The sequence below is a fragment of the Luteimonas sp. WGS1318 genome, from assembly GCF_043187535.1.
Lineage (GTDB): Bacteria > Pseudomonadota > Gammaproteobacteria > Xanthomonadales > Xanthomonadaceae > Luteimonas.
The window spans coordinates 1,207,137-1,224,241 of record NZ_CP171131.1 but is presented as its reverse complement, the minus strand read 5'-3'; the positions used below and the strand labels follow the sequence as shown (position 1 = coordinate 1,224,241).

The following is a 17,105-nucleotide window of genomic DNA, read 5'->3' as shown; positions in this document are numbered from 1 at the left end:
CCGCAGGAACCGGCAAGTATAGGGACGCGATGTGGCATCGCAACACGCCCGGTGCAGGGCCCCGCTGTGGATTCAGCCGCGACCGTCGCCCGCCTCGAAGCTGAATTCGAGGTTGTCGATCAGGCGCGTGCGTCCGAGCCGCGCCGCGACCAGCGCCACCCCGTCCCCGCCCGCGTATGGCGCCAGATCCGGCGCGCGCACTTCGATGTAGTCGACCTCGAAGCCGGCCGCACGCAGCGCATCGGCCGCCCAGGCCTCCGCCGCCGCGGCGGACTGCCCCGCGCCCAGTGCGTCGCGCAGCGACGTCAGCGCGCGATACAGGGCCGGGGCCCGGGCGCGCGCGTCGGCGTCCAGATACTGGTTGCGGGAGCTGCGTGCCAGGCCATCGGCCTCGCGCGCGATCGCCACCGGCAACAACCGCACCGGAAACGCGAGGTCGGCGACCATGTGCGCGATCACCGCGACCTGCTGGTAATCCTTGCGGCCGAACGCGGCGACCTCCGGCTGCACCTGGTTGAACAGGCGCGCGACCACCGTGGCCACGCCGTCGAAGTGGCCCGGCCGATGCGCGCCGTCGAGAATGGTGGTGATGCCGGGCACGCGCACGGTGACCGTCCGTTCGACACCCAGCGGATACATCGTGTCGACCGACGGCATCCACAGCAGATCGCAGCCGGCCGCATCGAGCCCACGCGCATCGGCCTCGGGCGTGCGCGGATAGCGGTCGAAATCCTCGTGGGGACCGAACTGCGTGGGATTGACGAACACGCTGGCCACGATGCGGTCCACGTGCGGCTTCAAGGCGTCGACCAGCGCGTAGTGCCCCGGGTGCAGGTTGCCCATCGTCGGCACCAGGCCCACGCGCAGCCCGTCGCGTTTCCAGCCGGTCACGCGTGCGCGCAGCGCAGCCAGGTCTTGCACGATGTCGATCACGGAGGATCCGCTTGCAGGGGGAGCGCGATTTTCGCAGATCCGCGGCGCCGCGCGTCAGCGCGCGTGCTGCGGCAGGCCGTCGTCGATCGAGTAGTAATCGCCCTGCTCCGACACGAAGATGTGCATGTGCAGCCGGGTGGCGGTCGGCGTGTCGAACGCCCCCATCGCGACCGCAATCTTCGCGCCCCCCACCGGCGCCCAGAACAGCGATGCGCCGCAGCGCCTGCAGAACCCGCGCCGCACCTTCGGCGAGCTCGCATACCAGCGCAATGCGCCCTGCGGATCGCGCACCGTCAGCGCCTCGACCGGCACGTCGCTGGACGCGAACACGTGGCCCGAGGACTTCCGGCAGGCCACGCAGTGGCAGGCGTCGGGCGGCGCCAGCGGGGCCGAGACCTCGAACCGCACGTCACCACACAGACACGATCCACTGGGCATCGCCGGCGCTCCGGACGGGACGGCTCTAACGGTAGCTGTGTTCGGGGCCGGGAAAACTGCCGTCGCGCACGGCGGCGACATACGCGCGCACCGCGCCGTCGACCGAGCCGCCCTCGGCAAGGAAGTCACGCACGAAGCGCGGCCGGCGATGGCCGCTGTCCAGGCCCAGCATGTCGTGCAGCACCAGCACCTGGCCGTCGCAGTCCGGGCCGGCGCCGATGCCGATCGTCGGCACCGCCGACGCCGTGGTGATCGCGGCGGCCAGCGGCGCCGGCACGCCTTCGAGCACGATCAGCGCGGCGCCCGCCTCGGCAATCGCGTGCGCTTCCACGCGCAGCGCCTGTGCCGCCGCATCGCCCCGTCCCTGCACCTTGAAGCCACCGAAGCGCAGCACCGACTGCGGGGTCAGGCCCAGGTGCGCGCAGACCGGAATCTCGCGCTCGACGAGGAAGCGCACGACCTCGCACTTGTTGGGGGTCGCGCCCTCCAGCTTGACCATGCCGGCACCGGCCTGCAGCAGGCGCGTGGCGGCATCGAGCGCGCGCTCGGGCGTCGCGTCGGCCTGGAACGGCAGATCGGCGATCACCAGCGCGCGGCGCACCCCGCGGGCGACGCAGGCGGTGTGGTACGCGATGTCGTCGACGGTCACGGGCAAGGTCGACCCGTGCCCCTGAACGACCATGCCGAGCGAGTCGCCGACCAGCAGCAGGTCCACGCCGGCGGTATCGAGCACACGGGCGAAGCCGGCGTCGTAGGCGGTCAGCATCGCGAGCCGGCGACCGGCGGCGCGGGCCTCGAACAGCGCGGGCACGGTGACCGGCGCGGAGGAAGAAGTGTCCATCGCGCTAGCGTAGCGCCTCGATGCCACCGCGATCCACGTGCGCGAGCGCCGAAGTCGCTGGCCCGATGCCGGGAATCACCACATCCGGAGCGAGCTCCAGCAACGGCACCAGCACGAAGGCACGCGCGTGCAGGTACGGATGCGGCACGGTCAAGCCCGGCACTGCGATGCAGGCGTCACCGTAGAGCAGAAGGTCCAGGTCCAGCGTGCGCGGCCCCCAGCGGTCGTCGGTCGCGCGTTCGCGTCCGAACCGGCGCTCGATGTCGAGCAGGCGCTCGAGCAGCGCCGCCGGCGCCAGTGTGGCCGTGCACGCCACGACGGCGTTGATGAAGTCGGGCTGGTCTTCGCGGCCCCAGGCCGGCGTGCGATAGAGCGACGAACAGCGCACGCCGCTGAGTTCCGGCTGCGCGGCGAGCACGTCGACGGCCGCGCGCAAGGTCACCGGCGCGTCGCCGAGATTCGCGCCCAGGCCGATGAAGACGTGTGCGCTCACCCGGGCCGGCACGCCGTGGGCGTCGGGCTCACTCGGCCGGCGCGGTGCGACGGCGACGACGACGGCGACGCGGCGCCTGTCCCTCGTCGCCTCCCTCGTCGTCGGCCGGGAACAGCGCGATCGCGTGGTCGGGGTCGTTCTGGGCTTCCTGCCAGAACGCGACGTCGGCGGTGTGCTCGTCGGACGCGGTCTGGCGCAGGACCAGGAAGTCGAACGCCGCACGGAAGCGCGGATGCGACAGCGTGCGGGTCACGCGCTTGCGCTGGCGCTGCGGGAATCGCGCCTGCAGCAACCAGATCTCCTGCATCGGCAGCGAGAACCGACGCGGCAGCGCGACCGTGGCCAGCTGGTGCAGCGTCACGCGGTCGGCGGCACGGCGCTGGGCGTCGACCGGCTGCACGCCCTCGGCCTGCAGCTTCATCATCGCGCGGCAGTACGCCGGCCAGAGCAGCGTGGCGAACAGGAATGCCGGCGAGACCGGCTCGTCGGCCGCGATGCGGGCATCGGTCGAACGCAGGCCGGCGAGCACCATCGCGCGCAGCGCACCGCTGCGGTTGCTTTTGATCGCGGCGGCGGTCTCGGGGAACAGCGCGGCCAGCAGGCCATGGCGCTCGAGACCCTCGAAACTGGCGACCGCATGTCCGGCCAGGAACATCTTCAGGCACTCCTCGAACAGCCGCGCGGGCGCGGCCTCGCCGAGCAGGCTCGCCAGGCGCGGAAGCGGCTCGGCCGTGCCGGGCTCGATCGTGAAGTCCAGCTTCGCGGCCAGACGCACCGCGCGCAGCATCCGCACCGGATCCTCGCGATAGCGCGTGTCGGGATCACCGATCAGGCGCAGCACGCGATTCTCGACATCCTCGAAGCCGCCGACGTAATCACGCACCGAGAAATCGGCGATCGCGTAATACAGCGCATTGGCGGTGAAGTCGCGGCGGATCGCGTCGTCTTCGACCGTGCCGTAGACGTTGTCGCGCAGCAGCCGCCCGCCATCGTGGACCTCACGGTCGCCGCTGCCGTCGTCGACGTTGGCACGGAACGTCGCGACCTCGATGATCTCGCGGCCGAACACCACGTGTGCCAGCCGGAAGCGGCGGCCGATCAACCTGCAGTTGCGGAACAAGGCCTTGACCTGCTCCGGGGTGGCGTCGGTGGCGATGTCGAAGTCTTTCGGCGCCAGACCGACCAGCACGTCGCGCACCGCACCTCCGACCAGGTAGGCCGCGTGGCCGGCTTCGTGCAGCCGGTACAACACGCGCAACGCGTTCTGGCTGATCTGGCGCCGGGAGATCGAATGCTGGTCGCGCGGAATGATCCGCAGGTCAGCGGCGAGAAGGGGTGCGGCGTTGTCCATCAAGGCGAAAATTTTCCAGAGGCGACCGTTGCGGCGCCCGCAAGCCTGATATACTAGCAAGCTGCACACGTCGACGAACGTTTGCAGGCCGGTCGTCCAACCGGTGGCCGCTCGCGGTCGACTTTGCTCCCTTCGTCTAGAGGCCTAGGACGTGGCCCTCTCAAGGCTAAAACACGGGTTCGAATCCCGTAGGGAGCGCCATATCAAGCAGTGGCCCATGTCGAGAGACGTGGGCCATTTGCGTTGTGGTCGGGGAAAAAGGATGCGACGTCGACCGGCACTCCGGCCCGACGCGCAGACGGCTTGGCATCACCGCGCCTGCATTCCCCGGACAGAGGTCTCGCAGCGCGCGGCCGTCCTCGAAGGATGCGTGATCCGCGACGTGCCCATGGCCGGCAAATGCGAACGCTTCGCACAGTCCGACGACCGCCTGCCTTACACTCCCACGCCTTCATCTCGCCACCGACTCCGCCCATCATGCCGTTCGTCGTGACCGAAAACTGCATCAAGTGCAAGTACACCGACTGCGTCGAAGTCTGTCCGGTGGACTGCTTCCATGAGGGTCCGAATTTCCTGGTCATCGACCCGGACGAGTGCATCGACTGCACCCTGTGCGAGCCGGAGTGCCCGATCAATGCGATCTATCCGGAAGACGATGTGCCGGCGGGACAGGAGGCGTTCGTCGCGCTCAATGCCGAGCTGTCGCGCGCCTGGCCGGTGATCACCACGCGCAAGGATCCGGCGCCTGACGCCAAGGACTGGGAAGGCAAGAGCGATAAGCTGCCGCTGCTGGAGCGCTGACAGGCGCGCCGCGCATCAAAAAAAAACGGGCGCCGATGGCGCCCGTTTTCGTTTCGCACTCCGCGTTCGGCGGACTCAGCGGACGAGCGCCGCCTGCAGTTGGGCGATCAGACGCACCGGTGCATCGCCAGTGGCGGCGACGCCGCGCGGATCGACCGCCGACACCGCGACGCCACCCTGCGCCGCGCTGACGCGGACCAGGAACTGGGTATTGGCATAGGCGACCTCGTAGGTGCCAAGGGCCTGCGACTGGCTCGACACCGTGACGCCTTCGGCGCCGGCGAGCGCTTCACCAACCCGGGTGAACACCTCGTCCCGCTGTCCCGGCACGGTGAACGCGACGTTCGACGCCACCGGCGCGGCGGCCATGCCCGAACGCGTGACCGAGCCCGCGCCGGGCGGAAGCGCCATCGCGCCGTCGGTGCGCGGCTGGTCGAGGTCCGGCGGCACCTCGAGCGGACGGCTCTCGGGGCTCTGTACGTAGAGGGCATTGTCGCGCTTGAACCAGCTGCAACCGCTGGTGCCCACGAGGGCGACCGCCAGCACGGCGAGGCCGACGGGGCGGAGGAAGGAATTGGATGGACGCATCGGTACGGTCTCCTGGGAAATCAGGCAGCGCGGGCACGGCAGGACGCTTCGAGGTCCGCCGCGAGTCGCGCCGCATCGTCGGCCTGCGCGCGGTGCGCGTCGGCCAGTGTCGTCAACGGCAGTCGCAGGCCGTGGCCGAAGCCCTGCCGTGCGAGGACCGCCTTGACCGGAATCGGATTGGGCTCGATGCCGGAAAACGCATGGATCGGTGCGAGCCGCGCGTCCCAGGCCTGCGCCTCGTCGGTGCGACCGTCGCGGGCCAGATCGCACAGCCGGCGGAATGCGGCCGGCACGATGTTGGAGACGACGGAAATCGTGCCGTCGGCGCCGGCGAGCATCGCGCGGCCCGCGGTCGCGTCGTCGCCGCTGAGCACCGCGAACCCCGGGGCCCGCAGCGCGAGCAGCGCCTGCATCCGCTCGACGCCGTCGTGCGCTTCCTTGATCCCGACGATCCGCGGATGCGTGGCCAGCGCGGCAACGGTCTCGGGCGCCATGTCGGTCCCGGTGCGCCCGGGCACGTTGTAGAGCAGCACCGGCACGCCGGCGTCGTCGGCGACGGCACGGAAATGCGCGACCAGGCCGGCCTGCGTCGGCCGCACGTACGGCGGCACCACCACCAGCGCGGCATCCACGCCCAGCGTGGCGACGTGACGGGTCAATGCGACGGTGCGGGCGGTCGACGACTGCCCGGTGCCCGCGAGCACCGGCACGCGGCCCGCCACGAGCTCCAGTGCCGAGGTCACCAGCCAGTCGTACTCGGCCTCGTCGAGCATCGCGGCCTCGCCTGTCGAGCCCGCGACCACCAGTCCCTGGGTCCCGGCGTCGAGCTGCGACGTCACCAGCCGTTTCCATGCCGGACGATCGAGATCGCCGCTGGCGGTGAACGGGGTGGCGAGTGCGGTGATGCTGCCTGAGAGACGCAAGATGGGAGTTCCAGGTACGAAGAAGGGCGGCGTCGCCTCTGGCCGACGGCGCGCGAACGGCGCAATGGCGCGGAAAACGCCGGCCGATGTTACTTGCGGCCGTGAAGTACGGGCAAGTATGCTGGCCGCGCTTGCAGTCCGGGCCGGGCTGCCGTTCACCCTTTCCGTCGCAGCCGATCCACGTTGCCACACCGATTTCCCGCCGCGGACCCCGCCTTGACCGATTCCGATACCGCTTCCCGTCCGTCGCCGAACGAGAATTACCTGCTGATCAACGCGTACACCACGCATCCGGCCTCGCCGCTGCTGTCGGTGTCGCGCCGGATCGCCGACAGCGGGTGCAACCTCGTCGACACCCGCCTGTCCACGGTCGGGCGCGACGTGTCGGTCACCGCACTGGCCAATGGCCCGTGGGACGCGGTCGCCAAGCTCGAGGCCATGCTCACGCGCCTGGAGCGCGAGGAAGACCTCAAGCTGGTCTGGTATCGCACCGGTCCCAAGCCCGTTCAGTCGAACCTGCTGCCGTACGTGGTCGAAGTGGTCGCGGCCGACAAGCCCGGCATCCTGTTCCAGCTGGCGGACTTCTTCGACCGCCAGGGCATCACGATCGAAAGCCTGCACTCCTCGCGCTATCGCGCGATGCAGACCGGCGCCGACATGTTCTCGGCGCAGATCACGATCGGCATCCCGGCGAACATGCACATCGCCGCGCTGCGCGACGATTTCCTCGAGTTCTGCGATCACCTGAATCTCGACGCGATCATGGATCCGATGAAGTTCTGACGTGATGCGCGCAGACGCTTGCGAAAGCAGAAGCACACGCGCATTGTGATCACGACCGTCGCAATGGAACGCCCGTTCGAACGATGAGCGGAACACGCAAGAAGCTCGCAAAGGCCACCCTGCAGCTGCCGCTGGCATTGTCGGGCGGCGCGAAGGCCACACTGGCCGACCACACCGGACGCTGGCTCGTCCTGTATTTCTACCCGAAGGATTCCACGCCCGGCTGCACGACCGAGGGCCTGGACTTCAACGCGCTGCTGCCGGAATTCGCGGCACTCGATGCCGACGTCCTCGGCGTCTCGCGCGACTCGGTGAAATCGCACGACACCTTCTGCGCCAAGCAGGGCTTCGCGTTCCCGCTGGTCAGCGATGCGGACGAGGCGCTGTGCCGCGCGTTCGACGTGATCCGGGAAAAGAACATGTACGGCCGGACCGTGCTCGGCATCGAGCGCAGCACGTTCCTGATCGATCCCGACGGCCGCCTCGCGGCCGAATGGCGCAAGGTGCGCGTGCCGGGCCATGCCCAGGCCGTGCTCGACGCCCTGAAGGCTGCCACGGCGCAGTGACCGCCGCCCCTACCCGCCCGCATCGCCGCCCCGGACCACGGGGCCAGGCGATGCGGGCGCGTGTCCGTGTGTTACGCGGCGTGGTGACGCCGTGCCCTTTCCTTCCCTACGGATCCCCGACACGCCGATGATGACCCAAGGCAAGCGCGTCTACGTTCTCGACACCAACGTGCTGATGCACGATCCCACCGCGCTGTTCAAATTCGAGGAGCACGATGTCTACCTGCCGATGCAGGTGATCGAGGAGCTCGACAACGGCAAGAAGGGCACCAGCGAAGCCAGCCGCAATGCGCGCCAGGTCAGCCGGTTCATCAACGAATTGATCGAAGCGGCAGGCAGCGACCACATCGCCTCCGGCCTGCCGCTGCTCCGCCCCAAGGGCCTGCAACTGCGCGGCGTACAGAGCGTGGGCAAGCTGCGCTTCCAGACCACGGCGCCGGTCGAGGACCCCACCTCGTTCGGCGTCGCCGCGCCCGACAACCGCATCCTCGGCGCGATTCTCGATCTGGTACGCACCGAACCCGACTACCCGGTCGTGTTCGTGTCCAAGGACATCAACCTCAGGATCAAGGCCGCGATCGCCGGGATCCCGAACGAGGACTACGAGAACGACCGCGCGCTCGACGATTTCAGCCTGCTCTACACCGGCGCGACCGCGCTGCCGGAGGATTTCTGGACGCGTCACGGCAAGGACCTGCGCTCGTGGACCGACCGCGGCCGCACCTTCTACGAACTGGCGGCCGATGCGGGGGACGACTGGCATCCCAACCAGTTCCTCTACCTGCCCGGCGACGAGGAATCCGAGTTCCGCGTGGTCGGCGTCGAGAACGGGCGCGCGACGCTGCAGATCGTCGACGATTTCCGCCACAACCAGCATGCGGTGTGGGGCATTCTCGCGCGCAACCGCGAGCAGAATTTCGCGCTCAACGCGTTGATGGATCCGGAGATCGATTTCGTCACCCTGCTCGGCACCGCCGGCACCGGCAAGACCCTGCTCGCACTCGCCGCGGGCCTTGCGCAGACGATGGACCAGCAGCGCTACCGCGAGATCATCATGACCCGCGCGACGGTCAGCGTCGGCGAGGACATCGGCTTTCTGCCCGGCACGGAAGAGGAAAAGATGACGCCGTGGATGGGCGCACTGACCGACAACCTCGAAGTGCTGACCCACAACCAGGACGGCGGCAGCTGGGGCCGCGCGGCGACCAACGATCTGCTGGCCTCGCGCATCAAGATCCGCTCGATGAACTTCATGCGCGGGCGCACGTTCCTGTCGCGCTATCTGATCCTCGACGAGGCGCAGAACCTCACGCCGAAGCAGATGAAGACCCTGGTCACGCGCGCAGGCCCTGGCACGAAGATCGTGTGCCTGGGCAATGTCGAGCAGATCGACACGCCCTACCTCACCGAGACGACGTCGGGCCTGACCTACGCGGTCGACCGCTTCAAGAACTGGGCCCACAGCGCGCACATCACGCTGCGTCGCGGCGAGCGTTCGCGGCTGGCCGATTTCGCGTCCGAGGTGCTGTGATGGAGCGGACCCTGCGGCCGGCCGGATGGCCGCAGGGTCCGCGTCCCGCGAGACGTGGCGTCACGCTGCCGTGGCGCCGCGCACCCCCTGGGGCACCACCAGCCGATCCGAACAATCCGTTCGCCGACGAGCGCGTGATGCGGAACGTGGCGCGCGCGATCCACCATCGCATCCTGGCGGCGGTTCGCGTGCGGCAGCGTCGCTGACGTGGGCATGCGGCTGCCGACGTGGGTGTGGATCGGCGCGGTTGCACTCGCCTGCGTCGCGGGCATGGTCAACGTGGTCGGCTATCTCGGTTTCGAACACCAGGCGGTGAGCCACCTGACCGGCACCACCAGCCTGCTCGGCGCCGCCTTGGTGGAACGCGACTGGCGCACGGTCACGCACCTGTGCGGCGTGGTGGTGGCGTTCTGCGCCGGGGCCACGATCAGCGGGCTGATCCTGCAGGACGACACCCTGCGGCTGGGCCGGCGTTACGGCGTGGCGCTCGCGCTCGAGGCGGCCCTGCTCGCCGCGGCCGTCCCGGCATTCGAACGCGTCCAGATCCTCGGCGCCCTGCTCGCGGCGATGGCCTGCGGCCTGCAGAACGCGATGGTGACCACCTACAGTGGCGCGCTGGTGCGCACCACGCATCTGAGCGGCATGTTCACCGATCTCGGCATCGGACTCGGCCACCTGATGCGCGGGCTGGCACTGCCGGTCCGGCGGCTGGCGCTCAGCGCATTGATCATCGCCGGCTTCCTCGTCGGCGGCCTGCTCGGCGCGTGGCTGTTCGGCGAGCTGCGCTACCACGCGCTACTGGTGCCGGCGGCTCTCACCGGCGCGACCGGCATCGGCTACGCCGCGTACCGGCACTGGCGCGGCGTGCCGCCCGAGCGCAGCACCTGAGCGGCCGCTTCCTTACGCCAGCGGGCACAATGCACGGATGAGCGCTCCTTCTTCGCGTCCCCCGTCCGTGCTGACGATCGCCGGCTCCGATTCGGGCGGCGGCGCCGGCATCCAGGCCGACCTCAAGACCTTCGCCGCGCACGACATCCACGGGCTGTCCGCCATCGCCGCGCTGACCGCGCAGCACACGCGCGGCGTCACCGCCGTCCATGCGCCGCCGGTCGCCTTCCTGCAGGCGCAGATCGATGCCTGCTTCGACGATTTCGACATCCGCGCGGTGAAGATCGGAATGCTCGCCACCGCCGACATCGTGCGGGCGGTGGCCGACGCGCTCGATGCGCACCCCGATGTGCCCGTCGTGCTGGACCCGGTGATGATCGCGACCTCGGGCGCCAAACTCCTCGACGACGACGCTCTCGATGCGCTGCGCACGCGCTTGATTCCCCGGGCGGCCGTGCTCACGCCGAACATTCCCGAGGCCGAGCTGCTGCTCGGTCGCACGATCGTCGACGCGGCGTCTGCGGAGGCGGCACTCGATGCGCTGCGCGCACTCGGCGCGCGCGGCGTGTTGCTCAAGGGCGGCCACTTGGACGAGGGCGACACCGTCGTCGACCGCTACGCGGATCCGGAGACGCACTTCACGCATCGGGCGCCGCGTCTGGCGGTCGATGGGCATGGCACTGGCTGCACGCTGTCGTCCGCCATCGCGGCCCGCATCGCGGGCGGTGCGTCCGCGGCCGAGGCCTGCAACGCGGCAATCGCCTATGTGCACGCGGCGATGCGCGCGGCCTACCGGCCCGGGCGCAGCGACATCAGCGTGCTCGGCCACCTCGCTCCGCGGATCCGATGACTGCGCCCGCGTCGCGCATCGATGCGCTGGTCACGAACGATGGTCACCGCTACGAACTTATCGCGCGGATTCCCGAGGCAGCCGATCGCGCCCTGCTCTGGCTGCCGGCGATGGGCGTGCCCGCGAAGCATTACCTGCCCTTCGCCGAACGGCTCGCCGCGCGCGGCGTCGCGGTCTTCCTGCACGAGTGGCGCGGGATCGGGTCGAGCACGCTGCGCGCCGGCCGCGGCGTGGACTGGGGCTATCGCGAGCTGCTCGACGAAGACATCGCGACCAGTGCGCGGGCGATGCACAGTGCCGCGGCCGGCCTGACGCCCGTCGTCGGCGGGCACAGCCTCGGTGGACAGCTCGCCTGCTGCCATCTCGCGCGTCGGCCCGAGGGCGCCCAGGCGCTGTGGCTGGTCGCCAGCGGCGCGCCGTACTGGCGCGCATTTCCAGCACCCCGGCGCTATGCACTGCCGCCGCTGTACCGGTTCATGGCCTGGCTGTCGCACGTGCGCGGCGTGCTGCCGGGCCGCCGTCTGGGCTTCGCCGGCAACGAGGCCCGGGGTGTGATCGACGACTGGAGCAGAAGCGGGCTCAGCGGACGCTACCGCGCGGCGGGGCTCGAGACGGATCTCGATGCGGCCCTGTCGCGCGTCGACGTGCCCGTGCGCGCCGCCTGCCTGCAGGCGGACTGGCTCGGGCCGCCGTCTTCGCTGCACTTCCTGCTGTCCAAGCTCGCGACGCCGGCGCCGGCCGTGGCATCGATGGATGCCGCGGCGCTGGGCGTGCCGGCGGATCACTTCGCCTGGATGAAACAGCCCGACGCCGTCGTCGAGTGGCTAACTTCGCGCGGCTGATCGCGCCGCGGCCGGGCGCCGACGCCGTCCGCTACACTGCGCCGGCACTTTTCGATGGTGAACCGACGCAATGAGCGCAACGCTGCCCGCACGTGACGACATCCGCATCGCGATCGTCGGCCTGGGTTACGTGGGCCTGCCACTCGCGGTGGCGTTCGGACGTCGCCATCCGACGTTGGGCTTCGACATCGATCGCGAACGCATCGACGGCCTGCGCCGGGGACACGACCACACGCGCGAGCTGTCGGAACACGACCTGCGCGCGGCGGCGCACCTGCGCTACAGCGCCGATGCCGCCGACCTCGCCGCGTGCAATGTCCACATCGTCACCGTGCCCACGCCGGTGGACGCCTACAAGCGCCCGGACCTGTCGGCGCTCGAAAGCGCCAGCCGCGCCGTCGGCGCCGCAATCGGCCGTGGTGACGTGGTGATCTTCGAATCCACCGTCTATCCCGGGGCAACCGAAGAAATCTGCGTGCCGATCCTCGAGGCGACGTCCGGCCTGCGCTTCCGCGAGGACTTCCACGTCGGCTACAGCCCCGAGCGGATCAACCCGGGCGACAAGCAGCATCGCCTGGAGAACACGCTGAAGGTGACGGCCGGCTCGTGCCCGGACTCGGCGGAGTTCGTCGATGCGCTGTACCGCGACATCGTCGAGGCCGGCACGCATCGGGTTTCGAGCATCCGCGTCGCCGAGGCCGCCAAGGTCATCGAGAACACCCAGCGCGACGTCAACATCGCCCTGGTCAACGAACTGGCGCTGATCTTCGAGCGTCTCGGCATCGACACCCACGAAGTGCTCGAAGCCGCCGGTACGAAATGGAACTTCCTGCCGTTCCGGCCCGGGCTCGTCGGCGGGCACTGCATCGGTGTCGATCCGTACTACCTGACACACAAGGCGCAGGAGATCGGCTACCACCCCGAGGTCATCCTCGCCGGACGCCGGATCAACGACAGCATGGGGCTGCACGTGGCCCAGCGCGTGGTCAAGCTGATGCAGCAGCGCGGCATCCAGACCGCCGGCGCGCGCGTGCTGGTGCTGGGCCTGGCGTTCAAGGAGAACTGCCCGGATCTGCGCAATACGCGTGTGGTCGACGTGGTGGCCGAACTGCGCAGCTACGGTGTCGTGGTCGACGTCCACGATCCCTGGGTCGCGCCCGCCTATGCGCAGGCCGAGCACGGCCTGACGCTGGTGACCGAGCCGGCCGACGGCGCCTACGACGCGATGATCCTCGCCGTTCCGCATGCCCAGTTCGTCGCTCTCGGCAGCGCCGGCATTCGCGCGTTCGGCACGCCCGGCGCCGTGCTGTTCGACGTCAAGGCGGTCCTGCCCGAGGCGGACGCGCGCCTCTGAGCCGACGGCGGCGGGGCCAGCGCGGGGTCGCCTGAGGCGCATCCGCTCCCGATCGCGACGCACAGCATGCGAAGTCGCGCGGACGCATCACGGTTGCGTTCCGGATGCACGGCCGACGCCGTAACCGGGCGCGCTCGGCACGCCTGCGCAGCGCGGCTGCGACAGCGTCTTGGCGGCCGGTCCGGCTTCTTGCGGCACGTGCCCGCTGCAGACGACCCGCGCGCGCCTGCGACGCGTCCGGCCGCTCCACTGGCCGTCGCGCGGTGACCGCACGCGCACCCGCCCACTCGCGTCCACACGGCAGGCGTCATGCACGCGGCGGACGCGGTGATCCAGCGCGGCCGCCCGGTCTTCGCGGATCGTCGCGACGCACCGGCTGCAGTTGATCCGCATCAGTCGCGCTGTCGCGTGCGCGACGCGCACGGACCGACGCGACCCAGCGCATCGTGTCGAGGCAGGCGCCACCGGACCACGCACGCCGGCATACGCGAAACACACGCACACAAAAAAGCCAGCGACGGATCGCTGGCTTTCCTGTGTGTTCTGGCGCGCCCGGAAGGATTCGAACCTCCGACCCCCAAGTTCGTAGCCTGGTGCTCTATCCAACTGAGCTACGGGCGCGTGGAACAGAAGCGGAATTTTGCAGAAGAACGTGTATTTCGTCAACCGCTCTGCGAGATTTTTTTCGGTGATCCCCGAGGGAATCCGATCGAATCAAGCAGTGGCGGAGAGTGAGGGATTCGAACCCTCGATGGAGTTTTAAGCCCCATACTCCCTTAGCAGGGGAGCCCCTTCAGCCACTCGGGCAACTCTCCGAAGCAACCCGCTCGACGTGTGTGACGTTCGAGCGAGGTGCGAAGGATACCGGGTCACCTCGCCTGCGGCAAACTTTCTTGTGCGTCGTGATCATCCGCCTGCTCATCGGCGCCTTCGCGGTGGATGCGCTGGTAGATCTCTTCGCGGTGCACCGACACGTCTTTCGGCGCATTGATGCCGATACGCACCTGATTGCCCTTGACGCCCAGGACGGTCACGGAGACGGAGTCTCCAATCATCAGCGTCTCGCCGACACGTCGGGTCAGAATCAACATATGAATCTCCTCGGGCCAACACGCTGTCGTGCCGGCGTGGACTGCAACTCGGACCGCTCTCGACCGTTGGAAACCGATTACAGACCAATCTGAAGCGTGAAGGATGTCCTGCGGCGGACGGCCGGTCAACCGCCCCCGGAACATGTTTAGCGCGCGCTTAACCCGCCCGGTCAGCCACCCAGCGGCCCACGTCGGCGAGGGCCGCCTGCAGCGCGGGTCCGTCCTCGCCGCCGCCCTGGGCGAGATCGGGGCGACCGCCGCCCTTGCCTCCGATCCGGCCTGCGATCTCCGACAGCAGTTCGCCGGCCTTGATCCGGCCCGCCGCGGCGCCGCCGACACCGGCGACGAGCGCCGCCTTGCCGTCATTGGCGCCGGCGAGCACCACGACGACATCGCCCAGCTGCTGTTTGATGCGGTCGACTGCGTCGCGCAGCGCCTTCGCGTCGAGCCCTTCGATCCGCGCTGCCACGACCTTCAGTCCGCCGACGTCGATCGCGCCTGCTGCCAGATCCGACGTCGCACCGCTGGCCGCCTTGGCCTTCAACGCATCGAGTTCGCGCTCGAGCTGCTTCTGTCGATCGAGTAGCGCACGCACGCGATCACCGACGTCGGCCGCGGTGCCGCCGAGCAGGCCGGCCGCGTGGCGCAGGCGCTCCTCCTCGGCGCGCACATGATCGAGTGCGGCCTGGCCGGTGAGTGCTTCGATACGGCGCACACCGGACGACACACCACCTTCGGACACGAGCTTGAACAGGCCGATACGGCCAGTGCGGTCGACGTGGGTGCCGCCGCACAGCTCGACGGACTCACCCATCGTCACCACGCGCACGCGCTCGCCGTACTTCTCGCCGAACAGCGCCATCGCGCCGGCGTCGAGCGCGGACTGCATGTCCATCTGCTCGATCGTGACCGGGTGGTTGGCGCGCACTTCGACGTTGACGCGGCGCTCGATCTCGCCGAGCTCGTCGCCGGTCACCGGCTGGAAATGCGAGAAATCGAAGCGCAGCCGCTCCGGCGCGACCAGCGAGCCCTTCTGGGCCACGTGCGTGCCGAGCAGATCACGCAGCGCGCCGTGCAGCAGATGGGTGGCGCTGTGGTTGAGCAGGATGCTGGACCGCCGGGTCGCGTCGACGCGACCCTGCACGCGGTCGCCGCGACGCAGCGTGCCGGCGGCGAGACGGCCGACATGCCCGTGGAACTGGCCGGCGAACTTCTGCGTGTCGTCGACGTCGAAGCGGAGACCGTCGGCGTCGAGCACGCCGGTGTCACCGACCTGGCCGCCGGATTCCCCGTAGAACGGCGTGCGGTCGAGAATCACCACGGCCTCGTCCCCGGCGTCGATGGTCTCGACCGGGCGCCCGTCACGCAGCAGCGCGACGACCTGCAGCTCGCCGGCCTCGGTGGCCTCGTAGCCTTCGAACACGGTCGGCGACAGCTGTGCGACCAGGTCGGCCGGAAGTCCGGCGCTGGACGCGAACTTGCCGGCGGCACGCGCCGTCTCGCGCTGGCGCTGCATCGCGGCATCGAACCCGGCCATGTCGACCTCGAGCCCGCGCTCGCGCGCGATGTCGGCGGTCAGATCGAGCGGGAAGCCATAGGTGTCGTAGAGGCGGAACGCGTCCTCGCCCGGAATGGCGCCCTGGCTGCGCGTGGCGATCTCGTCGAAGATGCGCATGCCGGCGTCGAGGGTCTCGGCGAAGCGCTCCTCTTCGGCCCGCAGCGCACGCTCGACCAGCTCGCGCTTGCCACGCAACTCGGGGTAGGCCTCGCCCATCGCCGCGTCGAGCGTGCCGACCATCGCACTGAAGAACGGCTGGCGGACACCGAGCATCCAGCCGTGGCGCAGCGCGCGACGGATGATCCGGCGCAGCACGTACCCGCGGCCCTCGTTCGACGGCAGCACGCCGTCGACGATCAGGAAGCTGCAGGCGCGGATGTGGTCGGCGATCACGCGCAGCGACTTGTTCTCCAGATCGGTCGTGCCGGTGAGTTCGGCCGCCTTGCGGATCAGCGCCTGGAAGAGATCGATCTCGTAGTTGCTGTGCACGCCCTGCAGGATCGCCGCCACGCGCTCCAGACCCATGCCGGTATCGACGCAGGGTGCGGGCAGCGGCAGCAGCGTACCGTCGGGCTGCTTGTCGAACTGCATGAACACCAGGTTCCAGATCTCGATGAAACGGTCGCCGTCCTCGTCGGGCGAGCCCGGAGGACCACCGAAATGCGCCGGACCGTGGTCGTAGAAGATCTCGGTGCAGGGACCGCAGGGGCCGGTGTCGGCCATCTGCCAGAAATTGTCCGATGCGAACGGCGCGCCTTTGTTGTCGCCGATGCGCACGATGCGGTCTTCCGGCACGCCGACCATGTCGCGCCACAGCGCGTAGGCCTCGTCGTCGGTGTGATAGACGGTGACCAGCAGTCGCTCGGCCGGCAGCTTCCAGACCTGGGTCAGCAGCTCCCAGGCCCAGGCGATCGCGTCCTTCTTGAAGTAGTCGCCGAACGACCAGTTGCCGAGCATCTCGAAGAAAGTGTGGTGCCGCGCGGTGTAGCCGACCTGGTCGAGATCGTTGTGCTTGCCGCCCGCGCGCAGGCAGCGCTGGACGTCCGCCGCACGCACGTAACTGCGCTTCTCCGCACCCAGGAACACGTCCTTGAACTGCACCATGCCCGAGTTGGTGAACAGCAGGGTCGGGTCGTTACCCGGCACCAGCGGCGCCGACGGCACGATGGTGTGCCCCCTGCCCTTGAAGAACTCGAGGAAATCGGCGCGGATCTGCGCGGTGCTGGTCGGGGTCTGCGTGGTCATAGGCCTGGCGTTGACGAAAACGGGCATGC

At 69.4% G+C, this 17,105-nt stretch carries 17 protein-coding genes and 3 tRNA genes; 9 read left to right on the top strand and 11 right to left on the bottom strand.

All coding sequences use genetic code 11. The features are described 5' to 3' along the window. Positions 1 to 72: 72 nt before the first annotated feature. The 5 genes from panC to pcnB are packed head-to-tail and all read right to left on the bottom strand — an operon-like array spanning position 73 to position 4,056. On the bottom strand, positions 73 to 933 hold the full coding sequence (gene panC / locus ACF3M1_RS05565; protein WP_394004612.1) for a pantoate--beta-alanine ligase: 861 nt from the start codon (positions 931 to 933) through the stop codon (positions 73 to 75). Between the two features lie 54 nt (positions 934 to 987). After that, positions 988 to 1,371 (bottom strand): GFA family protein, encoded by a 384-nt coding sequence (locus tag ACF3M1_RS05560; protein WP_394004611.1) that lies wholly within the window; start codon positions 1,369 to 1,371, stop codon positions 988 to 990. A gap of 25 nt (positions 1,372 to 1,396) precedes the next feature. Beyond that, complete coding sequence (gene panB / locus ACF3M1_RS05555) at positions 1,397 to 2,212, bottom strand: 3-methyl-2-oxobutanoate hydroxymethyltransferase (RefSeq protein ID WP_394004610.1); 816 nt, start codon at positions 2,210 to 2,212, stop codon at positions 1,397 to 1,399. Between the two features lie 4 nt (positions 2,213 to 2,216). Next, on the bottom strand, positions 2,217 to 2,705 hold the full coding sequence (gene folK / locus ACF3M1_RS05550; RefSeq protein ID WP_394004609.1) for a 2-amino-4-hydroxy-6-hydroxymethyldihydropteridine diphosphokinase: 489 nt from the start codon (positions 2,703 to 2,705) through the stop codon (positions 2,217 to 2,219). A gap of 28 nt (positions 2,706 to 2,733) precedes the next feature. Continuing rightward, complete coding sequence (gene pcnB / locus ACF3M1_RS05545; RefSeq protein WP_394005191.1) at positions 2,734 to 4,056, bottom strand: polynucleotide adenylyltransferase PcnB; 1,323 nt, start codon at positions 4,054 to 4,056, stop codon at positions 2,734 to 2,736. A 125-nt stretch (positions 4,057 to 4,181) separates the two neighbouring features. Here pcnB and ACF3M1_RS05540 point away from each other — a divergent pair. Then, positions 4,182 to 4,257 (top strand) — tRNA-Glu (locus ACF3M1_RS05540). Between the two features lie 276 nt (positions 4,258 to 4,533). Then, positions 4,534 to 4,857 carry a ferredoxin FdxA gene (fdxA, locus tag ACF3M1_RS05535; protein ID WP_394004608.1) on the top strand — a complete coding sequence of 108 codons (324 nt, stop codon included), beginning with the start codon at positions 4,534 to 4,536 and terminating at the stop codon, positions 4,855 to 4,857. A gap of 75 nt (positions 4,858 to 4,932) precedes the next feature. Here fdxA and ACF3M1_RS05530 read toward each other — a convergent pair whose 3' ends face one another. Beyond that, the gene (locus ACF3M1_RS05530) at positions 4,933 to 5,445 is read right to left on the bottom strand and encodes a hypothetical protein (protein WP_394004607.1); all 513 of its coding nucleotides are present in this window, start codon (positions 5,443 to 5,445) and stop codon (positions 4,933 to 4,935) included. Between the two features lie 20 nt (positions 5,446 to 5,465). After that, positions 5,466 to 6,368: a 4-hydroxy-tetrahydrodipicolinate synthase gene (gene dapA / locus ACF3M1_RS05525; RefSeq protein WP_394004606.1), complete on the bottom strand. Its 903-nt coding sequence runs from the start codon at positions 6,366 to 6,368 to the stop codon at positions 5,466 to 5,468. Between the two features lie 216 nt (positions 6,369 to 6,584). Here dapA and ACF3M1_RS05520 point away from each other — a divergent pair, with 216 nt between their 5' ends. From ACF3M1_RS05520 to ACF3M1_RS05490, 7 genes are all read left to right on the top strand, one after another. After that, on the top strand, positions 6,585 to 7,151 hold the full coding sequence (locus tag ACF3M1_RS05520) for a glycine cleavage system protein R (protein ID WP_394004605.1): 567 nt from the start codon (positions 6,585 to 6,587) through the stop codon (positions 7,149 to 7,151). 83 nt (positions 7,152 to 7,234) lie between these two features. Beyond that, on the top strand, positions 7,235 to 7,717 hold the full coding sequence (locus tag ACF3M1_RS05515) for a peroxiredoxin (RefSeq protein WP_394004604.1): 483 nt from the start codon (positions 7,235 to 7,237) through the stop codon (positions 7,715 to 7,717). Positions 7,718 to 7,847: 130 nt separating this feature from the next. After that, on the top strand, positions 7,848 to 9,248 hold the full coding sequence (locus tag ACF3M1_RS05510; protein ID WP_394004603.1) for a PhoH family protein: 1,401 nt from the start codon (positions 7,848 to 7,850) through the stop codon (positions 9,246 to 9,248). A 207-nt stretch (positions 9,249 to 9,455) separates the two neighbouring features. Then, on the top strand, positions 9,456 to 10,136 hold the full coding sequence (locus tag ACF3M1_RS05505; protein ID WP_394004602.1) for a YoaK family protein: 681 nt from the start codon (positions 9,456 to 9,458) through the stop codon (positions 10,134 to 10,136). Positions 10,137 to 10,173: 37 nt separating this feature from the next. Continuing rightward, a complete protein-coding gene (gene thiD, locus ACF3M1_RS05500; RefSeq protein WP_394004601.1) occupies positions 10,174 to 10,986 on the top strand; it encodes a bifunctional hydroxymethylpyrimidine kinase/phosphomethylpyrimidine kinase in 813 nt (270 codons plus the stop codon). Further along, positions 10,983 to 11,828 carry a serine aminopeptidase domain-containing protein gene (locus ACF3M1_RS05495; protein ID WP_394004600.1) on the top strand — a complete coding sequence of 282 codons (846 nt, stop codon included), beginning with the start codon at positions 10,983 to 10,985 and terminating at the stop codon, positions 11,826 to 11,828. Before thiD ends, ACF3M1_RS05495 begins: the two co-directional genes overlap by 4 nt. A 70-nt stretch (positions 11,829 to 11,898) precedes the next feature. Beyond that, positions 11,899 to 13,182 (top strand): nucleotide sugar dehydrogenase, encoded by a 1,284-nt coding sequence (locus tag ACF3M1_RS05490; protein ID WP_394004599.1) that lies wholly within the window; start codon positions 11,899 to 11,901, stop codon positions 13,180 to 13,182. Between the two features lie 544 nt (positions 13,183 to 13,726). Here ACF3M1_RS05490 and ACF3M1_RS05485 read toward each other — a convergent pair. The 4 genes from ACF3M1_RS05485 to alaS all read right to left on the bottom strand — a co-directional run bounded on the left by ACF3M1_RS05485 (position 13,727) and on the right by alaS (position 17,076). Next, positions 13,727 to 13,803: transfer RNA gene (locus tag ACF3M1_RS05485), tRNA-Arg, on the bottom strand. Between the two features lie 101 nt (positions 13,804 to 13,904). Continuing rightward, a tRNA-Ser gene (locus tag ACF3M1_RS05480) sits at positions 13,905 to 13,997 on the bottom strand. Positions 13,998 to 14,051: 54 nt separating this feature from the next. Next, positions 14,052 to 14,273, bottom strand: coding sequence for a carbon storage regulator CsrA (csrA, locus tag ACF3M1_RS05475; RefSeq protein WP_394004598.1), 222 nt, complete (start codon positions 14,271 to 14,273; stop codon positions 14,052 to 14,054). 157 nt (positions 14,274 to 14,430) lie between these two features. Further along, the gene (alaS, locus tag ACF3M1_RS05470) at positions 14,431 to 17,076 is read right to left on the bottom strand and encodes an alanine--tRNA ligase (RefSeq protein WP_394005190.1); all 2,646 of its coding nucleotides are present in this window, start codon (positions 17,074 to 17,076) and stop codon (positions 14,431 to 14,433) included. Between the last annotated feature and the right edge of the window lie 29 nt (positions 17,077 to 17,105).